The sequence below is a fragment of the Streptacidiphilus rugosus AM-16 genome (genome assembly GCF_000744655.1).
GTDB classification, from domain to species: domain Bacteria; phylum Actinomycetota; class Actinomycetes; order Streptomycetales; family Streptomycetaceae; genus Streptacidiphilus; species Streptacidiphilus rugosus.
This window is the reverse complement of record NZ_JQMJ01000004.1, coordinates 3,176,038-3,196,873: the sequence shown is the minus strand read 5'-3', so window position 1 is coordinate 3,196,873 and position 20,836 is coordinate 3,176,038. Positions and strand designations below refer to the sequence as shown.

16 protein-coding genes are annotated in these 20,836 nt (G+C 73.0%); 12 read left to right on the top strand and 4 right to left on the bottom strand.

Translation table 11 applies throughout. From position 1 onward, the window contains the following. Positions 1–6: 6 nt before the first annotated feature. On the bottom strand, positions 7–3,750 hold the full coding sequence (locus BS83_RS23345; protein ID WP_051943699.1) for a DUF6531 domain-containing protein: 3,744 nt from the start codon (positions 3,748–3,750) through the stop codon (positions 7–9). Between the two features lie 10 nt (positions 3,751–3,760). Next, entirely contained in the window at positions 3,761–4,483 is a 723-nt protein-coding gene (locus BS83_RS23340; protein ID WP_037605536.1) for a WXG100-like domain-containing protein, read from the bottom strand. A 180-nt stretch (positions 4,484–4,663) separates the two neighbouring features. Between BS83_RS23340 and BS83_RS48970 the strand changes: the two genes are divergently transcribed. Next, positions 4,664–6,397, top strand: coding sequence for a GGDEF domain-containing protein (locus BS83_RS48970; RefSeq protein ID WP_051943697.1), 1,734 nt, complete (start codon positions 4,664–4,666; stop codon positions 6,395–6,397). Between the two features lie 90 nt (positions 6,398–6,487). On the opposite strand, the gene fdhD is transcribed toward BS83_RS48970, so the two are convergent. Further along, positions 6,488–7,309 (bottom strand): formate dehydrogenase accessory sulfurtransferase FdhD, encoded by an 822-nt coding sequence (gene fdhD, locus BS83_RS23330; RefSeq protein WP_037605535.1) that lies wholly within the window; start codon positions 7,307–7,309, stop codon positions 6,488–6,490. Between the two features lie 305 nt (positions 7,310–7,614). Between fdhD and hutH the strand changes: the two genes are divergently transcribed. The 7 genes from hutH to BS83_RS23295 all read left to right on the top strand — a co-directional run bounded on the left by hutH (position 7,615) and on the right by BS83_RS23295 (position 14,479). Further along, entirely contained in the window at positions 7,615–9,192 is a 1,578-nt protein-coding gene (gene hutH, locus BS83_RS23325; RefSeq protein ID WP_037605534.1) for a histidine ammonia-lyase, read from the top strand. Positions 9,193–9,354: 162 nt separating this feature from the next. Further along, a complete protein-coding gene (locus BS83_RS23320) occupies positions 9,355–10,278 on the top strand; it encodes a MurR/RpiR family transcriptional regulator (RefSeq protein ID WP_051943695.1) in 924 nt (307 codons plus the stop codon). A gap of 104 nt (positions 10,279–10,382) precedes the next feature. After that, positions 10,383–11,123: a GNAT family N-acetyltransferase gene (locus tag BS83_RS47745; protein ID WP_037605528.1), complete on the top strand. Its 741-nt coding sequence runs from the start codon at positions 10,383–10,385 to the stop codon at positions 11,121–11,123. 45 nt (positions 11,124–11,168) lie between these two features. After that, on the top strand, positions 11,169–11,552 hold the full coding sequence (locus BS83_RS23310) for a hypothetical protein (RefSeq protein ID WP_037605526.1): 384 nt from the start codon (positions 11,169–11,171) through the stop codon (positions 11,550–11,552). A gap of 64 nt (positions 11,553–11,616) precedes the next feature. Then, on the top strand, positions 11,617–12,171 hold the full coding sequence (locus BS83_RS23305; RefSeq protein ID WP_037605525.1) for a hypothetical protein: 555 nt from the start codon (positions 11,617–11,619) through the stop codon (positions 12,169–12,171). Positions 12,172–12,260: 89 nt separating this feature from the next. Continuing rightward, positions 12,261–13,478, top strand: coding sequence for a serine hydrolase domain-containing protein (locus BS83_RS23300; RefSeq protein WP_051943693.1), 1,218 nt, complete (start codon positions 12,261–12,263; stop codon positions 13,476–13,478). A gap of 65 nt (positions 13,479–13,543) precedes the next feature. Beyond that, entirely contained in the window at positions 13,544–14,479 is a 936-nt protein-coding gene (locus BS83_RS23295; protein WP_037605522.1) for a hypothetical protein, read from the top strand. Here BS83_RS23295 and BS83_RS23290 read toward each other — a convergent pair. Beyond that, on the bottom strand, positions 14,460–14,876 hold the full coding sequence (locus BS83_RS23290) for a DUF6325 family protein (RefSeq protein ID WP_037605520.1): 417 nt from the start codon (positions 14,874–14,876) through the stop codon (positions 14,460–14,462). The genes BS83_RS23295 and BS83_RS23290 overlap by 20 nt on opposite strands. 153 nt (positions 14,877–15,029) lie before the next feature. Here BS83_RS23290 and hutU point away from each other — a divergent pair, with 153 nt between their 5' ends. From hutU to hutI, 4 genes are all read left to right on the top strand, one after another. After that, the gene (gene hutU, locus BS83_RS23285; RefSeq protein ID WP_037605519.1) at positions 15,030–16,700 is read left to right on the top strand and encodes a urocanate hydratase; all 1,671 of its coding nucleotides are present in this window, start codon (positions 15,030–15,032) and stop codon (positions 16,698–16,700) included. A gap of 7 nt (positions 16,701–16,707) precedes the next feature. Then, a complete protein-coding gene (locus BS83_RS23280; protein ID WP_037605518.1) occupies positions 16,708–17,952 on the top strand; it encodes an allantoate amidohydrolase in 1,245 nt (414 codons plus the stop codon). Next, positions 17,943–19,313 (top strand): formimidoylglutamate deiminase, encoded by a 1,371-nt coding sequence (locus BS83_RS23275; protein WP_084713907.1) that lies wholly within the window; start codon positions 17,943–17,945, stop codon positions 19,311–19,313. The genes BS83_RS23280 and BS83_RS23275 overlap by 10 nt, the downstream gene beginning before the upstream one ends. Before the next feature lie 215 nt (positions 19,314–19,528). Further along, a complete protein-coding gene (gene hutI / locus BS83_RS23270) occupies positions 19,529–20,686 on the top strand; it encodes an imidazolonepropionase (RefSeq protein ID WP_037605516.1) in 1,158 nt (385 codons plus the stop codon). Positions 20,687–20,836 lie beyond the last annotated feature (150 nt).

Genomic DNA, 20,836 nt, shown 5'->3' with positions numbered 1-20,836 from the left:
CGGACCTCAATTGTAGTGAACAGGGCCGACGGGATGGCCGTGAATCTTTCCCGAGCCGTCCATGTGGACCCGGACCCTCGTCTGCCAGCCGATTTTCGGCCCGTTCCGCGGAGCGACGCCCACCGGCCTTCCGTACTCGTAGTCCTTGACGTTCGGCCGCCCGGGAACGGGTGTTCCGTGGTCCCAGGCATGCTGCGCGTAGGCGTCCGCTTCGGCGCGCGAGGCGAAGGCTGACGTCGGGGTCCCGAGCGCGATGCGCTTCTGATACTCGCTGGTGCCCAGGACGTGCTGGTCCTGCTTCTGTCGTGAGACGTGCGGCGACAGACCGAGCGGGTCGGACCAGGCGTGGGGGTTGTCGACGTAGGTGTCCGGGTTCGGGGCGGGGACGAGGCCGAGCGGGTCCGGGCTGGTGTAGCGGGCGGTTTCGGGGTCGTAGTAGCGGTTGAGGTTGTAGTGGAGGCGGGACTCCGGGTCGAAGTACTGGCCGGGGAAGCGCAGCGGGGTGTACGTCGTGCTGTCGGGCGGCCAGGTGGTGTTGCCCCAGAGGGTGGCCGTGGCGCGCCAGGCGATGGATTCGGTGGTGGGGTCGACGAGTTCGGCGGGGGTGCCGACCAGGTCGGTCACGATGGCGAAGAAGCGGCGGTCGACCTGGTCCTGGGTGGTGATGGTCTCGGTCTGGGTGAGCGGGGTGAAGCCGTCGTGGTCCCAGCTGAGCGTGTGGGGGCCGGGCAGGTACGGGGCGTGGGTGGTCTGTTCGGCCAGGACCGGGCCGTCCCAGGTGAAGTCGGTCCGTTCCGCCACCGTCCGGCCGTCGTCGGCGAGGCGGAGCTTTGCCGTGCGGCGACCGAGCGGGTCGTAGAGGTACCGCCACAGCGTGCCGTCGGGCGTCGTGACCGAGGTGAGTTGGTCCTCGGCGTTCCACGCGTAGCGCCAGGTGTCCGGCTTACGGGAGAGCCGGGTGACCTGGCGGAGCGTCACGCGTCCGGCCGCGTCGTGCTCGTAGCGGACTCGCCCGGCGGTGACGAGCTGCGTGCCCGCGTAGACGCGCGGGCCCTCGGCGTCGCGCGTGGCTGCGGTGGACGGCCAGTGCGCGTCGGTGAGGTTTCCTGCCGGGTCGTACGCGTAGCTCTCGGTCCAGCCATCGGCCCGCGTGGCGGTGACCCGGCCGGTGCGGTCGAGGTCGAAGGCACGGCGGCCCGACAGCAGGTCCTCCACCGCCGCGAGGTTTCCGTCCGCCCGGTAGGTGTAGGAGCGACGTTGCAGCAGCCTGCCGCCTGCCGCCGAGCCGGAACGCAGGGACTGGCCGGTCAGCCGGTGCCGGTCGTCCCAGTCCGTGCTGAGGGTGAGGGAGCCGGCGACGGTGCGCAGTTGCTCGCGCCCTGCGGCGTCGTGGCGGAAGTCGAGCGTGCCGCCGGAGGAGTGGAGGTTGACGGTGCGGCCGACCGCGTCGAACGACCACGTCGTGGCGTGCCCGCTCGGAGTCGTCCGACGGACGGGTCGGCCCAGTGCGTCGTAGGCGAAGGCGACGGTGCGGCCGTCGACGGTCTCGCTCAGCGGATTGCCCAGCGCGTCGACGGTGCGGGTGAGCCGCGTGTCCGGCGTGACCGCGCTGACCAGGTGGCCGGCGGGGTCGTAGCCGAAGACGGTCACGGACCCGTCGGTGTCTTTGGTGGTGACACGCCCGAGCCGGTCGTACCCGTAGTGCGTCTGCCCCACGGCAGGCCGGTGCACCTGCACAGCCTGGCCTGCGGCATCGAGCGTGTAGTCGAGAATGCGCCCCTCGAAGTCGCTCTCGGCGACGAGCCGTCCGGCGGTGTCGTACCGGTACTCCCATGTTCGGCCGAGCGGGTCGGTGACCGCGACGAGCTGCATGTGCGCGTCGTGGGTGAAGGCGATCCTGGCGCCGTCGGGGGTGGTGCGCGCGGCGAGGGTCTCGAAATGCGTGTACTCGTAGGCGGTGGTCCGTTCGAGGGCGTCGCGGTGCGTGAGCATGTTGCCCTCGCCGTCCCAGGTCCACGTTTCGGTCGACCCGTCGGGCGCGGTCCGGGAGACGGGAAGGCTCTCGACGCTCCAGGTCGTTTCGACGGTGTGGCCCAAGGGGTCGACGTCCCGGACGACGCGGCCGAAGGCGTCCCGCTCGTAGCGGGTCACCGCGCCGAGTGGGTCGGTGACCAGGACGGGCAGGCCGGCGGCGTCGCACTGCACGTCGGTGGTGGCGCCGAGCGCGTCGGTGACGCGCGTGACGTGCCCGTGGGCGTCGTAGTCGAAGCGCGTGACCGCGCCCAGCGGATCGGTCAGGGAGGTGCGTCGGCCCGCCTCGTCGTAGGTCTGCCGCCAGGTCGCGCCGCCGGGTTCGACGATGGTCGTCGGCAGGCTGAGCTCGCCCGCGTACTCCGCCGTGGTCCGTTCGCCGTCAGGGCGGGTCACCGCGACGAGGTCCCCCGCGCCGTCGTACGCGTAGCGGGTGGTGCGGCCCAGGGGGTCGGTCTCGGCGAGGAGGCGGTCGAAGGGGTCGCGTTCGTAGCGGGTGGTGTGGCCGAGCGGGTCGATGACGGCGACGACCTGGTGCTGCGGGTTGATCTCGTAGCGCGTGGTGTGACCCAGGGCGTTGGTCTCGCTGTTGACGCGCAGTCCGGTGCTCGGGTCGGGCTCGCCGTAGTGGAAGGTGAAGCGGAGGGAACCGTCCTCGCCGCCCTCGTCGACCACGCGGCCGAGGGCGTCGTAGACGTACCAGTAGCGGCTGTTGTTGCGGTCCGTCCAGGAGGTGATCCGGTCCCAGGCGTCGTACCCGAAGCGCATCGGCAGGCCGGACGAGTTGTAGACCTCCGTGAGGTTGCCGTCCTGGCCGTAGCCGTAGCGCAACAGCTCCTGGTCGCCTCCTTCGGGTGCGGCGCCGGCCAGGAACAGGCCGGTGATCCGGCCGGCGTCGGTGGTGACGAGCAGGCGGTAGCCGCCGGAGTGCTGGATGGCCAGCGGGGTGCCAGCGCCGTCGTACTCGAGGTCGTAGTGGCGGCCTGAGCGGTCGCGGACTCGCGTCAGCAGGGCCGTCGCGTTGTCCGACTGCGTCGTGAACTCGCGGACCAGACCCGTGCCCGGCTCCGTGACGGTGTAGCAGCGACCGCGGGCGTCGACGTCCAGGAAGCGGCGGTCGCCGGCGGAGGCCTGGACGGGCTCGCCGGGCTCGGGGTGGGGGTAGGCCTGGGTCACCCGGTCGGCCCGGACGTGGACGACGCCCTCGGCGTCGATCTCCAGTCGCTCGTCGAAGGTGCAGACCCAGCGGCGGCCCATCCAGCGTCCCGCCCGGTACCCGGACTCGAAGCTGCGGGTGAAGACCAGCGGCAGCGAGCCCGGCAGCGAGGCGTCGGTCTGGTCGATGTACATCCGCCCGGTGGCCATGTCGACCGGCTCGCCGCCTCGGCAGACGGCGTCGTCGCCGCGGCCGGCGTCGTGCGGGTCCTGGACCTGGTCGCGGCCCGCGTTGGGGGTCGCGCCGTCCTCGCCGCCCGGGTGGCCGCCGCCCTCGCCGCCGGTGTGGGGGTCGTGCGCGGAGGTGGGGCCCGGGTGTTCCGCGGACTTGGCGAGGTCGTCGACCGTCCTGGCCTCGTTCTCGGCCGCGTGGTCGGCGGCCTTGGTCGCGCCGTGCTCGGTGTCCTTGAGGATGCCGTGATAGGCCTTGCTGAAGTCCTGGGCCAGGCCCTGCTCCGCCTTCTTCGCCGCGTCCTCGACGGCGTGGGCGATGGCTTTGCTCACGTACGGTCCCTCACTCGAAGCTCATGCCGGCGAGCTTGCCGGTCAGTGCCTGGGCGTGGCCCTGGACGGTCTCCGCGTGGACCGCGAAGAGCTGTGCGTGGGCGCGGAGGTTGTCCGGGTGGATCATGAAGCCGTCGCCCGGGCCGTTGCCCGTGACACCGAGCATGTCCTCCAGTGCCGAGTAGCTCATCCCGGCGACCGCCTTCTCGACCACGCCCAGCAGCGGCGTCAGCGCCGCCTCCACGATCTGGGCGATGATGTACTGGATCAGCTGCTGCTCCAGGAAGTCGACGGCCGTCTCGGCCGCCTTCACGATCAGCGCCATGGCTGCCTCGGCCAGCCCGAGGGTGGCCACCGCCGCCGCCTGGTCGGCGACGAACGAGGCTGCCAGGACGCCGAGTTCGGCGATGCAGTCGAGCTTCATCGCCACGATGTAGTCCGCGCCCACGTCCAGCGCGTCGGCGAGGACGTGGCAGGCGGTGAGCAGTTCGCTCATGTGACCCTGCGACAGGTGGGCCCACTTGGAGACCAACAGTTCGTACGAATTCCCCTGGTAGTGCTGGTTCATGGCCTGCACCGTCGAGGTGGCCTGCTGGTGCGTGTCCTCGATGTTGTGGGCGAACTCGCGGACGTGGGTAGCGAATTCGCGGACCTTGTCCTCGTTGATCTGCGGCCAGTTCACCCCGATGAACTGGAGGAAGGAGACGACTTCCCCCGGCAGTTCGATGGCCATCCGTTTCCCCCGTGACCTGTCTGACCCGCATGTGTCTGACCCGGATGGAGCAGTGTCGCGTCCCGGTCACGCTACCAGCGACCTCCGACGGTCTCGGGCGGCTCGGCGACCTGCATGGTATTTGTCCTGTTTGTCCGTAGGCTGGGAGGCCGAGACGGATCACGGAGACCGAGGAGCACCGTGCAGGCCAGTGAGCAGACCAGCGGAAGCGCCGTCGCGGACGCGCGGCTGCGCGCGGTGGTCGGGTTGGCGCAGGCGATGGCGGTCGCGCCCGACGCTCGGCGCGCGGCCCAGACCGGGGCCGCGCGGGCGCGCGCCGCGCTGGACGCCGACTTCGCCGCCGTCTCGGTCTGGGAGCGCGAGCACGGCAGGCTGCGGGTCCTGGTCAACGACGGGCTGCTCGCGCCGGGCGAGGAGCCCTTGCCCGAGGACGAGTCCTACCCGCTCGGCGAGTACCCGGAGATCGCCCAGTTCCTCGCCCAGCGCGGCCTCGGCGAGCTGTTCACCCCTGACGGTCTGCCCAGGGCCTGGGTGCAGAGCGCCGAGGGCGGCGCGAGCAACGGCCCCGCCTGCCGCGCCCGTGCGGCCTCGCTGCGCCGGCGCGGACGCGCCTGCTGTCTGGTCGCGCCCATCCTCCTCGGCGGACGAGCCTGGGGCGAGCTGTATCTCGCCAGGATCGCCGGAAAGCCGGTCTTCGCCGACCACGAGGCGGAGTTCGGCACGGTGCTGGCCGCCCAGATCTCCGCCGGGCTGGCCCAGAGCGAGCGGCTGGAGGAGGTGAGCAGGCTCGCCTTCACCGACCCGCTGACCGGGCTCGCCAACCGCCGCGCCGTCGACTCCCACCTGGACGCGGCGCTGGAGCGGCACCGGGCCGACGGCACCGTCGTCTCGCTCGTGGTCTGCGACGTGAACGGGCTCAAGCGCGTCAACGACGAGAAGGGCCACGAGTTCGGCGACCGGCTGCTGGAGCAGTTCGCCAACCAGCTCTCGCTCTGCGGTGCGATGCTGCCGGGCGCGGTCGTCGGGCGGCTCGGCGGCGACGAGTTCTGCCTGGTCTCGGCCGGCCCAGGCGCCGACGAGGTGGTCAGGGTCGCCGAGGAGCTGTGCGCGCAGGCGCTGACGCTGGATCAGGGTGAGGGCGTGGCCTGCGGCGTGGCCTCCACCGGCGACCCGATCGGTCCGGTGACCACCGCCGACCGGCTCTTCCGGCTGGCCGACGCGGCGCAGTACCGGGCCAAGTCAGGACCCGCCGCCCACCCCGTCGTCGCCGGGCGCGGCAGCCTGCCCGACCCGACGGTGAGCCTCGCCGACGCCGGTCCCCGGCCGGGCCCCGGAGGCCGCCGCACCGAACGCCGCCGATTCCGCGGGGCCAGGCACACGGCCGACCCCGGGCAGCTGCTGGCGGCCACCCTGGCGGTCCTCGACGAGCGCCCGCACCCGGTGGACACCGTCGGCCGCCTGGAATCGGTGGCCGAGACCGTCTCCCAACTGCTGGACGCGGTCGCCTGGTGGGTCTCCTACCTCCCGCCGGGCTCGGGGCGGATCCAGACCGTGCGGTACGGCATCCGCAGGATGACGCGCGGGCCGGGCAGCACGCGCGCGCAGATGCTGCGCGCGGTCAACGAGGCCCCGGACGCGGTCTTCGACCTCGCCGCGTACCCGCTCACCCTGGCGGCGGTCCGCGGCGGCAACTTCGGCCTGCGCACGGGGGTACCGGGCAACGACCCGGCGGAGGAGGCGGTGCTGGTCGTCGGCGGCTACCGCGCGATGGTGGCTGCGGGCGGGACCAACCCTGCCGGGGGCTGGCTGATCGAGCTCTTCGCCGACGACTCGACGCTCTCCCTGGCGGGCATCGGACCGACCCTCCGCGCCCTCGTCGCCGTCGCCCTCTCCGGCCCCCCGAGCCCACCGTGAGCCGTTCCAGCCAAGGGCCCGTTGCACCACCCCAGTTCCTCGCGCCCCTGGGGTGGTGCAACTGGCCGCGGGTGGGTCGGCGGGACGCCGTCAGGCGGTGATGCGGTGGGCGCCGGCGTAGACGTTGGCGGAGCGGTCGCGGAGGAAGCCGACGAGGGTGAGGCCGGATTCCGTGGCGAGGTCCACGGCCAGCGCGCTCGGCGCGGAGACCGCGGCCATGAGCGGGATGCCCGCCATCGCCGCCTTCTGGGCGAGCTCGAAGGAGGCCCTCCCGCTGACCATCAGCAGGTGCCCGGTCAGCGGCAGCAGGCCCGCCTTGAGGGCCCAGCCGACGACCTTGTCCACCGCGTTGTGGCGGCCCACGTCCTCGCGGACGCACAGCAGGCGGCCGTCCGCCGAGAAGAGGCCCGCCGCGTGCAGGCCGCCCGTCGCGTCGAAGCCGCGCTGTGCCGCGCGGAGAGCGTCCGGGAGGGCGTAGAGCACGTCCGGGCTGACGGTGAGCGGGTCCGCGGAGAGGTCGTGCGGGAGGCGCTTGCGGACCGCGTCCACCGTCTCCGTGCCGCAGAGGCCGCACGCGCTGCTGGTCAGCAGGGAGCGGTAGGCGGAGACCGGGACGGTCTCCGGGCGGGCCACCCTGGCGTCGACGACGTTGTAGGTGTTGACGCCCTCGGCGTTCGTGCCCGCGCAGTAGCGCAGGGCAGGCAGGTCCTCGGCGGTGGCTATCACGCCCTCGGCGACCAGGTAGCCGGCGACGAGGTCGAAGTCGTCGCCCGGTGTGCGCATGGTGACCGCGAGGGCCCGGCCGCCGACGCGGATCTCCAGCGGCTCCTCCGCCGCCAGCGCGTCCGGGCGCGCGTCGCGGCGCCCGTCCCGCAGGCGGACCACTCGGCGACGTTCGGCCACCCGACCCATGCCCGGATCCCCATCTCCCTCGTTCGGCTCTGTCCCGACCACGGTACCTGCCGCCGGAGGGGTGACTGCCGGGGCGGAGCTCGCGCGGGCGGCGTCCGCCGGCCGCCATGATCGGACCGAGGGGCTGCGAGCACCGGCCGCCCGTGCCCTCGCTGTCGGCGCCTCTGCCCGGCGGCGGCCTGGTCGCCCTCGGCGCGGGTTCGTGCTGGTCCGGGCGCTGATGGCGTGCAGGTCGCGGAAGGGGTCAGTGTTCCGTTCCCGCTCTGCTGTTGTCATAGAGCCATTCACGTGATGAGATTCCGTATATGGATATGCAGAACGTCGAGAACGTCATCGTGATCGGCAAGGCCAATGTGGGCCCGGCCGACGTCATCGCGGTCGCGCGCGGCAACGCGCGGATCGAGCTCTCCGCCGACGCGGTCGCCGAGATGACCGCCTCGCGCGCGCGGATCGACGCGCTGGCCGCCGAGCCGCGCCCGGTCTACGGGGTGTCCACCGGTTTCGGCGCGCTCGCCGTCCGGCACATCAGCCCGGAGCTCCGCGCACAGCTCCAGCGCTCGCTGGTCCGCTCGCACGCGGCCGGCATGGGCCCGCAGGTCGAGCGCGAGGTGACCCGCGCGCTGATGCTGCTGCGCCTGAAGACCCTCGCCTCCGGCCGCACCGGCGTCCGCCCGGTCGTCGCCGAGACGATGGCCGCGCTGCTGAACGCCCAGATCACCCCGGTCGTGCACGAGTTCGGCTCGCTCGGCTGCTCCGGCGACCTGGCCCCGCTCTCGCACTGCGCGCTGGCGCTGATGGGCGAGGGCCTGGCCTACGGCCCCGACGGCGAGGTCCGCGAGACCGGCGAGCTGCTCGCCGCGGCCGGGATCGCCCCGATCGAGCTGGCCGAGAAGGAGGGCCTGGCCCTCATCAACGGCACCGACGGCATGCTCGGCATGCTGGTGATGGCCTGCGCCGACCTCGGCCGCCTCTTCACCGTCGCCGACATCACCGCCGCCATGTCCCTGGAGGCCCTGCTCGGCACCGACAAGGTGCTGCAGCCCGAACTGCACGCGATCCGCCCGCACCCGGGCCAGGCCGCGTCCGCCGCCAACATGTTCAAGGTGCTGCAGGGCTCCGGCCTCACCGGCCACCACCAGGACGACGCGCCGCGGGTCCAGGACGCCTACTCGATCCGCTGCGCCCCGCAGGTGGCCGGCGCGGGCCGGGACACCCTCACCCACGCCCAGCTGGTCGCCGACCGCGAGCTCGCCTCCGCCGTCGACAACCCGGTGGTGCTGCCCGACGGCCGCGTCGAGTCCAACGGCAACTTCCACGGTGCGCCCGTCGCCTACGTGCTCGACTTCCTGGCCGTGGCCGCCGCCGACCTCGGCTCGATCTCCGAGCGCCGCACGGACCGGCTGCTGGACAAGAACCGCTCGCACGGCCTGCCGCCGTTCCTGGCCGACGACCCGGGCCTGGACTCCGGCCTGATGATCGCCCAGTACACGCAGGCCGCGCTGGTCAGCGAGAACAAGCGGCTCGCCGTTCCGGCCTCGGTCGACTCCATCCCGTCCTCGGCGATGCAGGAGGACCACGTCTCCATGGGCTGGTCCGCCGCGCGCAAGCTGCGTCAGGCCGTGGACAACCTCACCCGGGTGCTGGCCGTCGAGCTGGTCGCCTCCGCCCGGGCGCTGGAGATCCGCACCTACAGCCACACCGGCGAGGGCCCCAGCCCGCTCGCCCCGGCCACGGCCGCGGCGGTCGCCGCCGCGCGTGAGGCGGGCGTCGCCGGTCCCGGCCCGGACCGCTTCCTGGCCCCCGACCTGGAGGCCGCCTACCAGTTCGTCCGCAGCGGCGGCCTCGTCGCGGCCGTCGAGTCGGTCACCGGCCCGCTGGCCTGACCCGACCGGTCGTGACCGGTTCACGCCGGTCACGACCGGGCCTGACCAGGTCTGCCCGCCTGAGCAGGCCTGACGTCCGGAGGGCGAGAAGGTACTTGCCGACTCTGCATGCGTTCATGCAGAGTCGGCACCTACTGAATCGCCCGCCCGTTGGAGGCGCAGATGAGCGTGACACCGCCCCAGACGGATGAGGCTCCGGTCCATCTGGAGACACCGCAGGTCAGCGGGCCATCCAGCAGGCTGCTGCGCCTCTTCGAGGGCTACCGGCTGACCCCGACCCAGCGTCGGATCGCGCACTGCCTGGTGCGGAACGCCGCCGAGGCGCCGTTCCTCTCCAGCGTCGAGGTCGCCGAGCTGGCCGGCGTCAGCCAGCCCTCGGTGACCCGCTTCGCCGTCGCCCTCGGCTTCGACGGCTACCCGGCGCTCCGCCGCCAGCTGCGCGAGCTCGGGCTCGCGGAGCCGGGCGAAGGCGGTCCGGCGTCCGGCGTCCGTGAGACGCAGGGCGAGGTCGTCCGCAACGAGCAGCAGCAGGCGGTGCTCTCCGAGATCGCCAACCTGCAGCACCTGGCGGCGGTCCTGGCCGACCCCGAGCCGGTCCTGCACGCCGCCCGCGTGCTGGCCGCCTCCCGTCCGCTGCCCGTCCTCGGCCTGCGCGCGGCCTCCGCCCAGGCGAACGGCTTCGCCTACTTCGCGGCCAAGGTCCACCCCGACGTCCGCCTGCTCGACGAGGGCGGCAGCATGCTGCTCGACCGCATCGAGCAGGCCCACCAGGCGGGCGCGACGGCGCTGATCTGCTTCGCGCTCCCGCGCTACCCGCGCGAGGTGATGGAGGCCCTGACCGCGGCGAAGGCCGCGGGCATGACCGTGGTGACGGTCGCCGACAGCGCGTTCGCGCCGGTGGCGTCGGTCTCCGACGTGATGCTGCCGGCGGCGGTCGGCTCCAGCCTGGTCTTCGACACGGCGTGCGCGCCGATGATGCTGGGCCGCGTGCTGCTCCAGGCGATGTGCGACGAACTCCCCGGCTCCGTCCAGCGCCTGGAGGACTTCGAGCACCAGGCCGCGAGCCGCGGTCTGTTCTTGGGATAGCAGCACCCGGGACAACAGGGCCCGGGACAACAGGGCCCGGGACAGCGGGTCCGGGATGGCCCACGGCGCCGCCGGTGCGTGGCGCGATGGCCTAGCCTCGGGGGATGCCCGAGGTGACATCCGTACCCGAACTGGCCGCGCACTGCGGCGACGACCCGTTCGTGCTCTGGGCCGCGCAGGGGCTCGGCGGGCGGGGGCGGGCCTGGGTGGGGGAGGACGCGGCGCTCGCCGCCGCGGCGGACATCTCGACCCGCGACCGCGTCGCCGTCTGGGCGCGCTCGCCCGAGGCGGCCGCCGCGCTGGCCGCCGAGGTGCTGCCGCGACTGCCGCGCAGCTTCCGGCCGTTCGGCGCGCGCCCGCTGATCGACGCGGTCGCCGCGGCCGTCCCCGGGCTGGAGGTCGTCGGCCGCTTCGGCTGGATGGACGGGACCGCGGCCTCCGCCCCCTACCCCGACTCCGGCTCGGCGGAGTGGCTCGACCCCGACGCGGACGCGGCGGGCATCGGCTCGGTGCTCGACAGCGCCTACCCCACCTCCTACGCGTATCCGGGGGTCATCGGCGTCGAGCGCTGGGCCGGCGTCCGCGACGACGCGGGCCGCCTGCTCGCGGTGGGCGCCCAGGCCTGGTCCTCCCCCCAGGTCGCCCTGCTGAGCGGCATAGCCGTCCACCCCGACGCCCGCGGCAAGGGCCTGTCCCACCACGTCTGCTCGGTCCTGACCGCGGCCGCCCTCACCCGCCACGCCGCCGTGGGCCTGATGGTCGAGGACTGGAACACCCCCGCCCGCCGCGTCTACGAACGCCTGGGCCTGCGTCACCGCCCGGTCGCCGCCGCGGCGTTCGCTTAGGAAACGCCGTCGCGGAGCTCCCCGCGGCGCCCCTACTGTGCCGGTATGGGGAGGAAGCGCAGAGTCCGCAGCCTGGTCGTGGACGGCACGGAGTACCGCTGGTGCTTCGGACACCGGTGGGACCCGGTCCGGGGCTACCCGGGGTCCAGGAGCACCGTGACGCTATGGCGCCCCGAAGGCGTGGCCCGGCTGCGGCTGGTGTTCCGGCCGACGACGGACCGCCACATCGCCGACGGCTTCTTCGACGAGGGCGCCGCCGTCCGCCTGCCCGACCGGGCGTATGTGAATCTCCACGAGCCGGGCAACGTCAGGGCGTTGTTCGAGGAGGCGATGGCCCGCGGGTTGTTTCCCCAGAGCGGCCAGGCGGAGGCGGACGGCTGGCCCCTGTTCGACGCCCTGCGCCCGCAGCCCGCGCCGGCGGTGCCGTAGCCGTCGACGAAAGGTCGTGTCCGCGGTCAAGACAATTCTCATCTCGCGGGGTTATCGTCCCGCCATGCTGCGTGGGACCTATGCGCGCGCCCGGGTCGTCGTGATCAGGGGCACTGTGGCGCGCACGCTGATGTGGATCGGGGCGGCGGGGGCCGTCGCCGGGCTGCTCGTTCCGAGCCTGACCGGGTTGGGGCGGGGTGCGGTGATCGGCGCCGGGCTGTTCGTCGTGTGCGGCCTCGTGGGGCTGCTGCAGCGGCGGCGCTGGTACGCCGGGCGGGCGCGGCAGGCCGAGAAGGCCGCGTTCGCGATCACCCTGGAGCCGCCGCACGAGACCCGGCAGCGGCTGGCGCGCGGGCACGCGCTCTGGCTGCTGGTCGGGATCAGCGTGACCAGCGCGCTCGGCGTCCTCGCGGGCCCGGCCGCCGGGCTCGCGGTGCTCGGCTACGGGGTCGGCCTGCAGCTGGCGGCGATGTCGCTGGGCCGCTGGGAGCGGCGCGAGGAGAAGCTGCTGTGGTCCCGCACCGACGACGGGCGGCTGCTCGGCCGGCGCGGCAAGGTCGGTGACTTCGTCACCACCGGTCCGGCCGCGGGCAACGTGAAGGCGATCGTCCACGGCTGAGGCCCCTCGGTCGGTGTCATGTACGCCGTCGGGGTGGCAGCGGCGGTGTCCTGCGCGGATTCCGGACCGGGTCGCGCGCATCGTGAAGCATGACTCGTAAGCGAACCGCACTGCTGTGCGCCGTCAGTGTGCTGCTCTCCTCCACCGCCCTGCTCGCCGGGCCCGCCGCGTCCGCCGACGCCGCCGCGCGGGGCCGCGGTCCGGACTGCGTCTCCTCGCCGACCCCCGCCCACGGCGTGGGCCGCGACATCCTCGACGTCGTCAGGAAGGACCAGCGCGAGCTGAAGCTGAGGGCGGTCGTGGCGCGGGTGACCGAACACGGCCGCGACCTGTGGACCGGCGCCGTCGGACCTTCGATGACCGACGTGCCGGCCCGTCCCGACATGCGGTTCCGGGCGGGCTCGGTGGGCATCGCGTTCATGGGCACGATCCTGCTCCAGCTCGTCGACGAGAAGCGGGTGCACCTGGACGACCGGCTCTCGCGCTGGCTTCCCGATGTGCCGCACGCGAACGAGATCACGTTGAGGATGCTCGCCGACAGCACCTCCGGCTACCACGACTACGTGACCAACCCCGCCTTCCTGAAGGAGCTGGAGGCGCACCCGTTCCGGCACTGGACACCCCGGGACCTCTTCTCCTACGCCCACCTGAACGACCTGCTCTACAGGCCCGGCACGAACTTCAGCTACTCGCACGCCAACTTCGTGCTGCTGGGCCAGGCGTTGGAGCGGATCACGCACACCCGCCTCGACCGGCTGCTGGAGCAGCGCATCTACGGCCCGCTCGGCCTGCACGCCACGTCGAACAGCTATACCCCCGACATGCCGGCGCCCGTCCTGCACGCCTTCACCTCCGAACGCGGCAGGTACGAGGAGTCGACGTTCTGGAACCCGTCCTGGACGACGGCCCCGGGCGCGGTCGTCAACATGGACATCTGCGACCTGGCCCGCGCCGGCGTCGGCATCGGTTCAGGGCAGACCATCAGCCGGGCGAGCTACAAGACCCTGATGAACCCCGGCACGGTCGGCCTGGGCACGCCCACGAAGAAGTGCCCTCCGACCGTCTGCCTGCCCCAGACCGAGCAGGTCCACTTCGGCGTCTCCGTGCTGGTGGTGAACGGCTGGATCGTCTCGAACCCCTCCTTCTCCGGATATGCCGCGATCATGGCCTACCTGCCCTGCAAGGACCTGTCGATCGCGGTGTCCGTGACCTACTCGCCCACCACCGACCAGAGCGTCCAGAACCTGAGCAACAACATCGCCAAGGACCTCTCCCACCTGCTGGCGCCGAATCAGCCCCTGGTCTGAACCCACCGCCTCCGGTCCACCCCCGCTGCGCTAGAGTCCGCACACGGACGAAGGGGGCGGGGGCCATGGCGGCACGGGGGCACGACGAGGCGGACGCCGCGCACTGGGCCGAGGTCTTCCTGCCGGAGCTGACCGCCGCTCAGCTCGCCTCGCTGCGACGGGCGGGGTTCGAACTGCCGAAGCTGCAGCACCTGGCCAGGACGAAGTACGGGCGTTCCCTCGTCGTCAGCGTGCTGGTCTGCTTCACCGACGCCTACCCGCAGGCCGCCGCCGCGGCGGACATCGCCCGCGCGGGCGAGGCGAACCGCATGATCACCTCGCGCAGTGCGGGCGAGTTCGAGAAAGCGCTGCAGGCCCACGGACTGAGCTCCGCGCCCGCCGGCGCGGTGCCCGCCCAGCGGGCCCCGCAGGCGTCGGAGCGGGGGCCGGGCGGGTACCCGACCACGGCCACCCGCTGGTGGCTGGGCTGGTTCCTGGTCGTCCTGCTCGCGCTCGCCTCCCTGACCCTGCTGGCCGGTGTGGACGTCGGCTTCGGCGTCGTGCTGGGCGCCGTCTGGCTGATCGCCGGCTACGCGCTCGTCGTGCGCCGCACGGTCTTCGGCCGGACGCCCGTTCCCGCGCGGGTGCGCCGGAGCTACCTCTGGGCCTCGGTCGCGCTGGTGATCGGCGCGGTCGGCGCGTCCAACGCGTGGCTGATCGCCCTGGGCAGCCAGGGCGTCGGCCGCGTCGACAGCGAGTCGCAGCTGACCGGCAGCCACGGGACGCGGTACAGCCAGTGCTCGGTGGTGCAGCCGGACGGGAACACCGTCGACCTGCGCGCGACCGGGGCCTGCCCGAAGCCGGACGGCGCTCCGGTGACGATGGTCTACGTGCCCGGCGACGCGGGCTCCGTCTGGCGTCCGGCGCTGGGCACGAAGGGGGATCTTGAGCCGCTGGCGGGCCTGTGGGGCGTCGGCACGCTGGTGGGCTGCGGCCTGCTGGTCAGGGCCGCGCGGCGGTAGCGACCGCCTCGGCCACCTGCTCCGGCGGGATCCGCACCGAGGCGGCCACCCGGCCGTTCGCCGCGCGGAAGGCCTCCGCCGCCTCCGCGGCCCAGAGGTGCTCGACGAGCAGGAGCAGCGCGCACGAGCCCGGTTCGAGCAGTTCGGCCGCCTCGGCCGCGTCCGCCTCGCCGATGAGTCCGGGCTCCGGGCGCGCCCCGGTGGAGCCCGCTGCTTCCGGCCGCTCGCGCGCCGCCGTTGCGGCGGAGCCGACCGTGCCGTCCTCGGCCTTGGTCACCAGCATCGAGTCGAGGAGCCTGACGCCGCCCGCGCGCCGCAGCGCGTCCAGGGGAGCCGCGAGGTCGGCGCCGGTCCGCTCGCCCGGGAAGGCGAGAACCAGGAATTCCACCGGTCCCACGTCCGTCTCCTCTCGGTTGTCCGTGTCAGCATAGGTGCGAAATGCGAATGAACAGGACATAAGGGATGAGTGCCCCCTGGTGGCGAGCTGAATGAACGGCTATCTTCAATCACGTCACTACTGAATGGATCCATCCAAGGGAGGACGGACACCATGGCGCAGCAGCAGAGCGGCCCGCGTACGGTCCGTGCCGCACGCGGCACGACGCTCAGCACCCAGGGCTGGCAGCAGGAGGCCGCCCTGCGCATGCTGAACAACAACCTCGACCCCGAGGTCGCCGAGCACCCCGAGAAGCTCGTCGTCTACGGCGGGACCGGCAAGGCCGCCCGCGACTGGCGCTCCTACGACGCCATGGTCCGCACCCTGCAGACGCTGAAGCAGGACGAGACCATGCTGGTCCAGTCCGGCCGTCCGGTCGGCGTGATGCAGACGCACGAGTGGGCCCCGCGCGTGCTCATCGCCAACTCCAACCTGGTCGGCGACTGGGCCAACTGGGAGGAGTTCCGCCGCCTGGAGAACCTGGGCCTCACCATGTACGGCCAGATGACGGCCGGCTCCTGGATCTACATCGGCACCCAGGGCATCCTCCAGGGCACCTACGAGACCTTCGCGGCCGTCGCCGCGAAGCGCTTCAACGGCACCCTGGCCGGGACGATCACCCTCACCGCCGGCCTCGGCGGCATGGGCGGCGCCCAGCCGCTGGCCGTGACGATGAACGACGGCGTCGCGATCTGCATCGACTGCGACCCGAGCCGCATCTCCCGCCGCATCGAGCACCGCTACCTGGACGTCGAGGCCAAGGACCTGAAGCACGCCCTGGAGCTGGCCGTCGAGGCCCGCGACGCGCGCAAGCCGCTCTCCATCGGCCTGCTGGGCAACGCCGCCGAGCTCGTCCCCGCGCTGCTGAAGATGGACGCGCCGATCGACATCGTCACCGACCAGACCAGCGCCCACGACCCGCTGGCCTACCTGCCCGTCGGCGTCGACTTCGACGACATGGCCGCCTACGCCGCCGAGAAGCCGGCCGAGTTCACCGAGCGCTCGCGCGAGGCGATGGCCAAGCACGTCGAGGCCATGGTCGGCTTCATGGACAAGGGCGCCGAGGTCTTCGACTACGGCAACTCGATCCGCGGCGAGGCCCAGCTCGCGGGCTACACCCGCGCGTTCGACTTCCCCGGCTTCGTCCCCGCCTACATCCGCCCGCTGTTCTGCGAGGGCAAGGGCCCGTTCCGCTGGGCGGCGCTCTCCGGCGAGGCCTCGGACATCGCCAAGACCGACAAGGCGATCCTGGAGCTCTTCCCGGAGAACGAGTCGCTGGCGCGCTGGATGAAGATGGCTGGCGAGCGGGTCCACTTCCAGGGCCTGCCCGCGCGCATCTGCTGGCTCGGCTACGGCGAGCGCGACAAGGCCGGTGAGCGCTTCAACGAGATGGTCGCCGACGGCACCCTGGCCGCGCCGATCGTCATCGGCCGCGACCACCTGGACTGCGGCTCCGTCGCCTCCCCCTACCGCGAGACCGAGGCCATGCTGGACGGCTCCGACGCGATCGCGGACTGGCCGCTGCTGAACGCCATGGTCAACGTCGCCTCCGGCGCCTCCTGGGTCTCCATCCACCACGGCGGCGGCGTCGGCATCGGCCGCTCGATCCACGCCGGCCAGGTCACGGTCGCCGACGGCACCAAGCTGGCGGGCGAGAAGATCCGCCGGGTGCTCACCAACGACCCGGGCATGGGCGTCATCCGCCATGTCGACTCCGGCTACGACATCGCCGCCGAGGTCGCCGACGAGCGCGGCGTTCGCGTCCCGATGCGCGAGGGTGAGTGACCCACCGATGACTGAGGCTTACGAGGAGGAGCTCGGCGACGCCGCGGACGGCTACCGCCGGATGTGGCACGAGCTCCTCCCCGTCGGCCGCTACCAGGCGTCCGGCGGCTACCGCCGGCACGCCTGGACCAGCGCCGACGCCGAGTGCCGTGCGTGGTTCGAGGAGCAGGCGGGCAAGCGCGGCCTCACCTACGAGGTGGACCGCAACGGCAACCAGTGGGCCTGGTACGGGGACCCCGAGGGCGAAGGGGCCGTCGTCACCGGCTCCCACCTCGACTCCGTCCCCGACGGGGGCGCCTACGACGGACCCCTGGGCGTCATCTCCTCCTTCTCCGCGCTCGACGCGCTGCTCGCCAGGGGCGTACGGCCCACGCGGCCGATCGCGCTGACCAACTTCGTCGACGAGGAGGGCGCGCGCTTCGGCGTCGCCTGCGTGGGCTCCCGTCTGACCGCCGGTGTGCTGACGCAGGACCAGGCCTACAAGCTGCGCGACGCGGACGGCGTCTGGCTGCCGGACGCGATGGAGGCCGCCGGGCAGGACCCGGCGGGCATCGGCCGGGACACGGCGCGCCTCGCGCGCGTCGGCGCCTACGTCGAGCTGCACGTGGAGCAGGGCCGGTTCCTGGCGGACACTCCGCACGCGGTCGGCGTGGCCTCCTCGATCTGGCCGCACGGGCGCTGGCGCTTCGACTTCCACGGCGAGGCGAACCATGCGGGCACCACGCGCCTGGAGGACCGGCGCGACCCGATGCTCACCTACGCCAACACGGTCCTCGCCGCCCGCAAGAAGGCCCGGCTGGCCGGTGCGCTGGCCACCTTCGGCAAGGTCAGCGTCGAGCCCAACGGCACCAACGCGATCGCCTCGCTGGTGCGCGGCTGGCTCGACTCCCGTGCGGCCGACGAGGCCACGCTGACGGCGCTGGTCGAGGAGATCGGCACGGCCGCCCGCGAGCGGGCGGAGCGCGACGGCGTGCGGGCCGAGATCGTCCGCGAGTCGTACACGCCGGTCGTCGACTTCGACGCCCCGCTGCGCGACGAACTGGTCGCCGTGCTCGGCCCGGACACCCCGGTCCTGCCGACCGGGGCGGGTCACGACGCCGGAATCCTCTCCTCGGCGATCCCGACTGCGATGCTGTTCGTGCGGAACCCCACCGGCATCTCGCACTCGCCGGACGAATCGGCCGAGGAGCTCGACTGCCTGGCCGGGGTCGCCGCGCTGGCCAAGGTACTGGAGGCACTGGCATGTCGTTGACGCCACCCGCGACGAGCGTCTTCTGGGCACCGCACGCGTGGCTGCGCCGCGAGGGCGGGGCGCTGCCCGCGGTCGAGGACGCGGTCCTCATCGAGGTCGACGCCACCGGACGGATCAGCTCGGTCACCCCGGACAGCGGCCCCGCGCCGGCCGGCGCGACCGTGCTCACCGGACTCACCCTGCCCGGCAACGCCAACGCCCACTCGCACGCCTTCCACCGCGCGCTGCGCGGCGCGGTACAGGTCGGCAGCGGCACCTTCTGGACCTGGCGCGACACCATGTACCGGGCCGCCGACGCGCTGACCCCGGACAACTACCTCGCGCTGGCGACGGCGGTCTACGCGGAGATGGCCCTCGCGGGCGTCACCGCGGTCGGCGAGTTCCACTACGTCCACCACCAGACGGGCGGCACCCCCTACGCCGACCCGAACGCGATGGGCGAGGCGCTGATCGAGGCGGCCGCGCGGGCCGGGATCCGGATCACGCTGCTGGACGCCTGCTACCTCTCCTCCGGCTTCGGCGAGCCGCCGAACCGGCACCAGGAGCGGTTCAGCGACGTCACGGCGGAAGCCTGGGCCTCGCGGGTCTCGCAGCTCAAGGACCGCGACCACGCGAAGATCGGCGCGGCGATCCACTCGGTGCGGGCGGTGCCCGCGGACGAGCTGGGCGTGGTGGCGGCCTGGGCGAAGGAGCGGCGCGCACCGCTGCACGTGCACCTGTCGGAGCAGGTCGCCGAGAACGAGGCGTGCCAGAACGCGCACGGCATGACGCCGACGCAGCTGCTCGCCCGCCACGGCGTGCTCGGGCCCCGCACCTCCGTGGTGCACGCGACGCACCTGACCGGCGAGGACCAGCGACTGCTGACGGACACCTCGACGGTGATCTGCATGTGCCCGACGACCGAGCGGGACCTGGCCGACGGCATCGGCCCGGCGCGGCAGCTGGCGAGCGCAGGCTGCCCGATCTCGCTGGGCTCGGACAGCCATGCGGTGATCGACCTCTTCGAGGAGGCGCGCGCCCTGGAGCTGAACGAGCGGCTGGCGACGCAGCGCCGTGGCCACTGGACGGCGGCGGCGCTGCTGCGCGCCGCGACGGAGGACGGCCACGCCAGCCTGGGCTGGGACGATGCCGGCCGTCTGGAGCGCGGAGCGCTCGCCGACTTCTGCTCCATCGCACTGGACACCCCCCGCACGGCCGGCCCTTCGGCCCGGCTGGGCGCGGAGACGGCGGTCTTCGCGGCGACGTCCGCGGACGTCCGCGACGTCGTCGTGGGAGGCCGCGTCATCGTCCGCGACGGCGTCCACGTCACCGTCCCGGAGACCGGCAAGGCCCTGCACGAAGCCATCGCGGCACTTCGCTGAGGGGCGCGAGGCTTTACTGACATGCGGCTCCGCCGCGTGGGCGCGAGCAGCTTGGCGCGCTTCGCGATGGCGGGGCAGTTGCAACAACTAGGGGCGCGAGGAACTGCGCGACAAGCCATCCACGCAGCTGGCCGGCCGAACGCACAGGGCCGTCCGCGCAGGGTGGTTGCTCGCGCAGTTCCTCGCGTCCCTGATGGCCCATCCGAAGGAGCGAAATGTCCACGCTGATCACCAATATCGGGTCACTCCTGACAAACGACCCCGAGCTCGGCACTCTGACCGACGCCGCGCTCGTCGTCGAGGGTGACCGCGTCGCGTGGGTCGGCGCGGCCGCTGCCGCGCCGGACGCCGACGACCGCGTGGACGCGGGCGGGCGGGCGGTGATTCCCGGGTTCGTCGACTCGCACTCACATCTCGTCTTCGCCGGGGACCGGACCGCCGAGTTCAACGCGCGGATGTCCGGGCAGAGCTACACCGCCGGAGGCATCCGCACCACCGTCGCCGCCACCCGTGCCGCCAGTGACGCGGAGCTGGACGGGAACGTCCGCCGCTTCGTGGCGGAGATGAGGCGGCAGGGCACCACCACCGTCGAGGTGAAGTCCGGCTACGGGCTGACCGTCGAGGACGAGGCCAGGGCGCTGCGGATCGCCGGCGCGCACACCGAGGAGACCACCTACCTCGGCGCCCACGTCGTCGCGCCGGAGTTCGCGGACGACCCGGCCGCCTACGTCGACCTCGTCACCGGGCCCATGCTCGACGCCTGCGCGCCGCACGCGCGCTGGGTCGACGTGTTCTGTGAGCGCGGGGCCTTCGACGGGGACCAGGCGCGGGCGATCCTCACCGCCGGGGCGGCCCGGGGGCTGACCCCCCGCGTGCACGCGAACCAGCTGACCGCGGGGCCGGGCGTCCAGCTCGCCGTCGAGCTCGGCGCGGCCTCCGCCGACCACTGCACGCACCTGACCGACGAGGACGTGAAGGCGCTCGCCGACGCGCACGCCACCACCGTCGCCACACTGCTGCCCGGCGCCGAGTTCTCCACCCGCGCCGTCTACCCGGACGCGCGTCGGCTCATCGACGCCGGCGTGAGCGTCGCGCTCTCGACCGACTGCAACCCCGGGTCCAGCTTCACCAGCTCCATGCCGTTCTGCATCGCGGTCGCGGTGCGGGAGATGGGCATGACGCCGGACGAGGCGGTCGTCGCCGCGACGCTCGGCGGGGCACGGGCGCTGCGCCGGTCCGACGTCGGGCGCCTCGGGATCGGCGCGCGCGCCGATCTCGCGCTGCTGGACGCGCCCTCGCACGTGCACCTCGCCTACCGGCCCGGTGTCCCCCTGGTCAGCGGTGTCTGGCAGGGGGGCGTGCGGGTCGTCTGACCGTCTCCGGCTGCGCTCGCGCACCACGACGCTCCCATTGCTCACTGAGAAGGTCGCTGCACGAGGGTTCCCCCTGCCGTGTGCCTGTCGTACCGTCAGCGAGAATCTGACGATGCGTCAGTAAGGTGCACGGCCCGGAGGAGGGCGAGC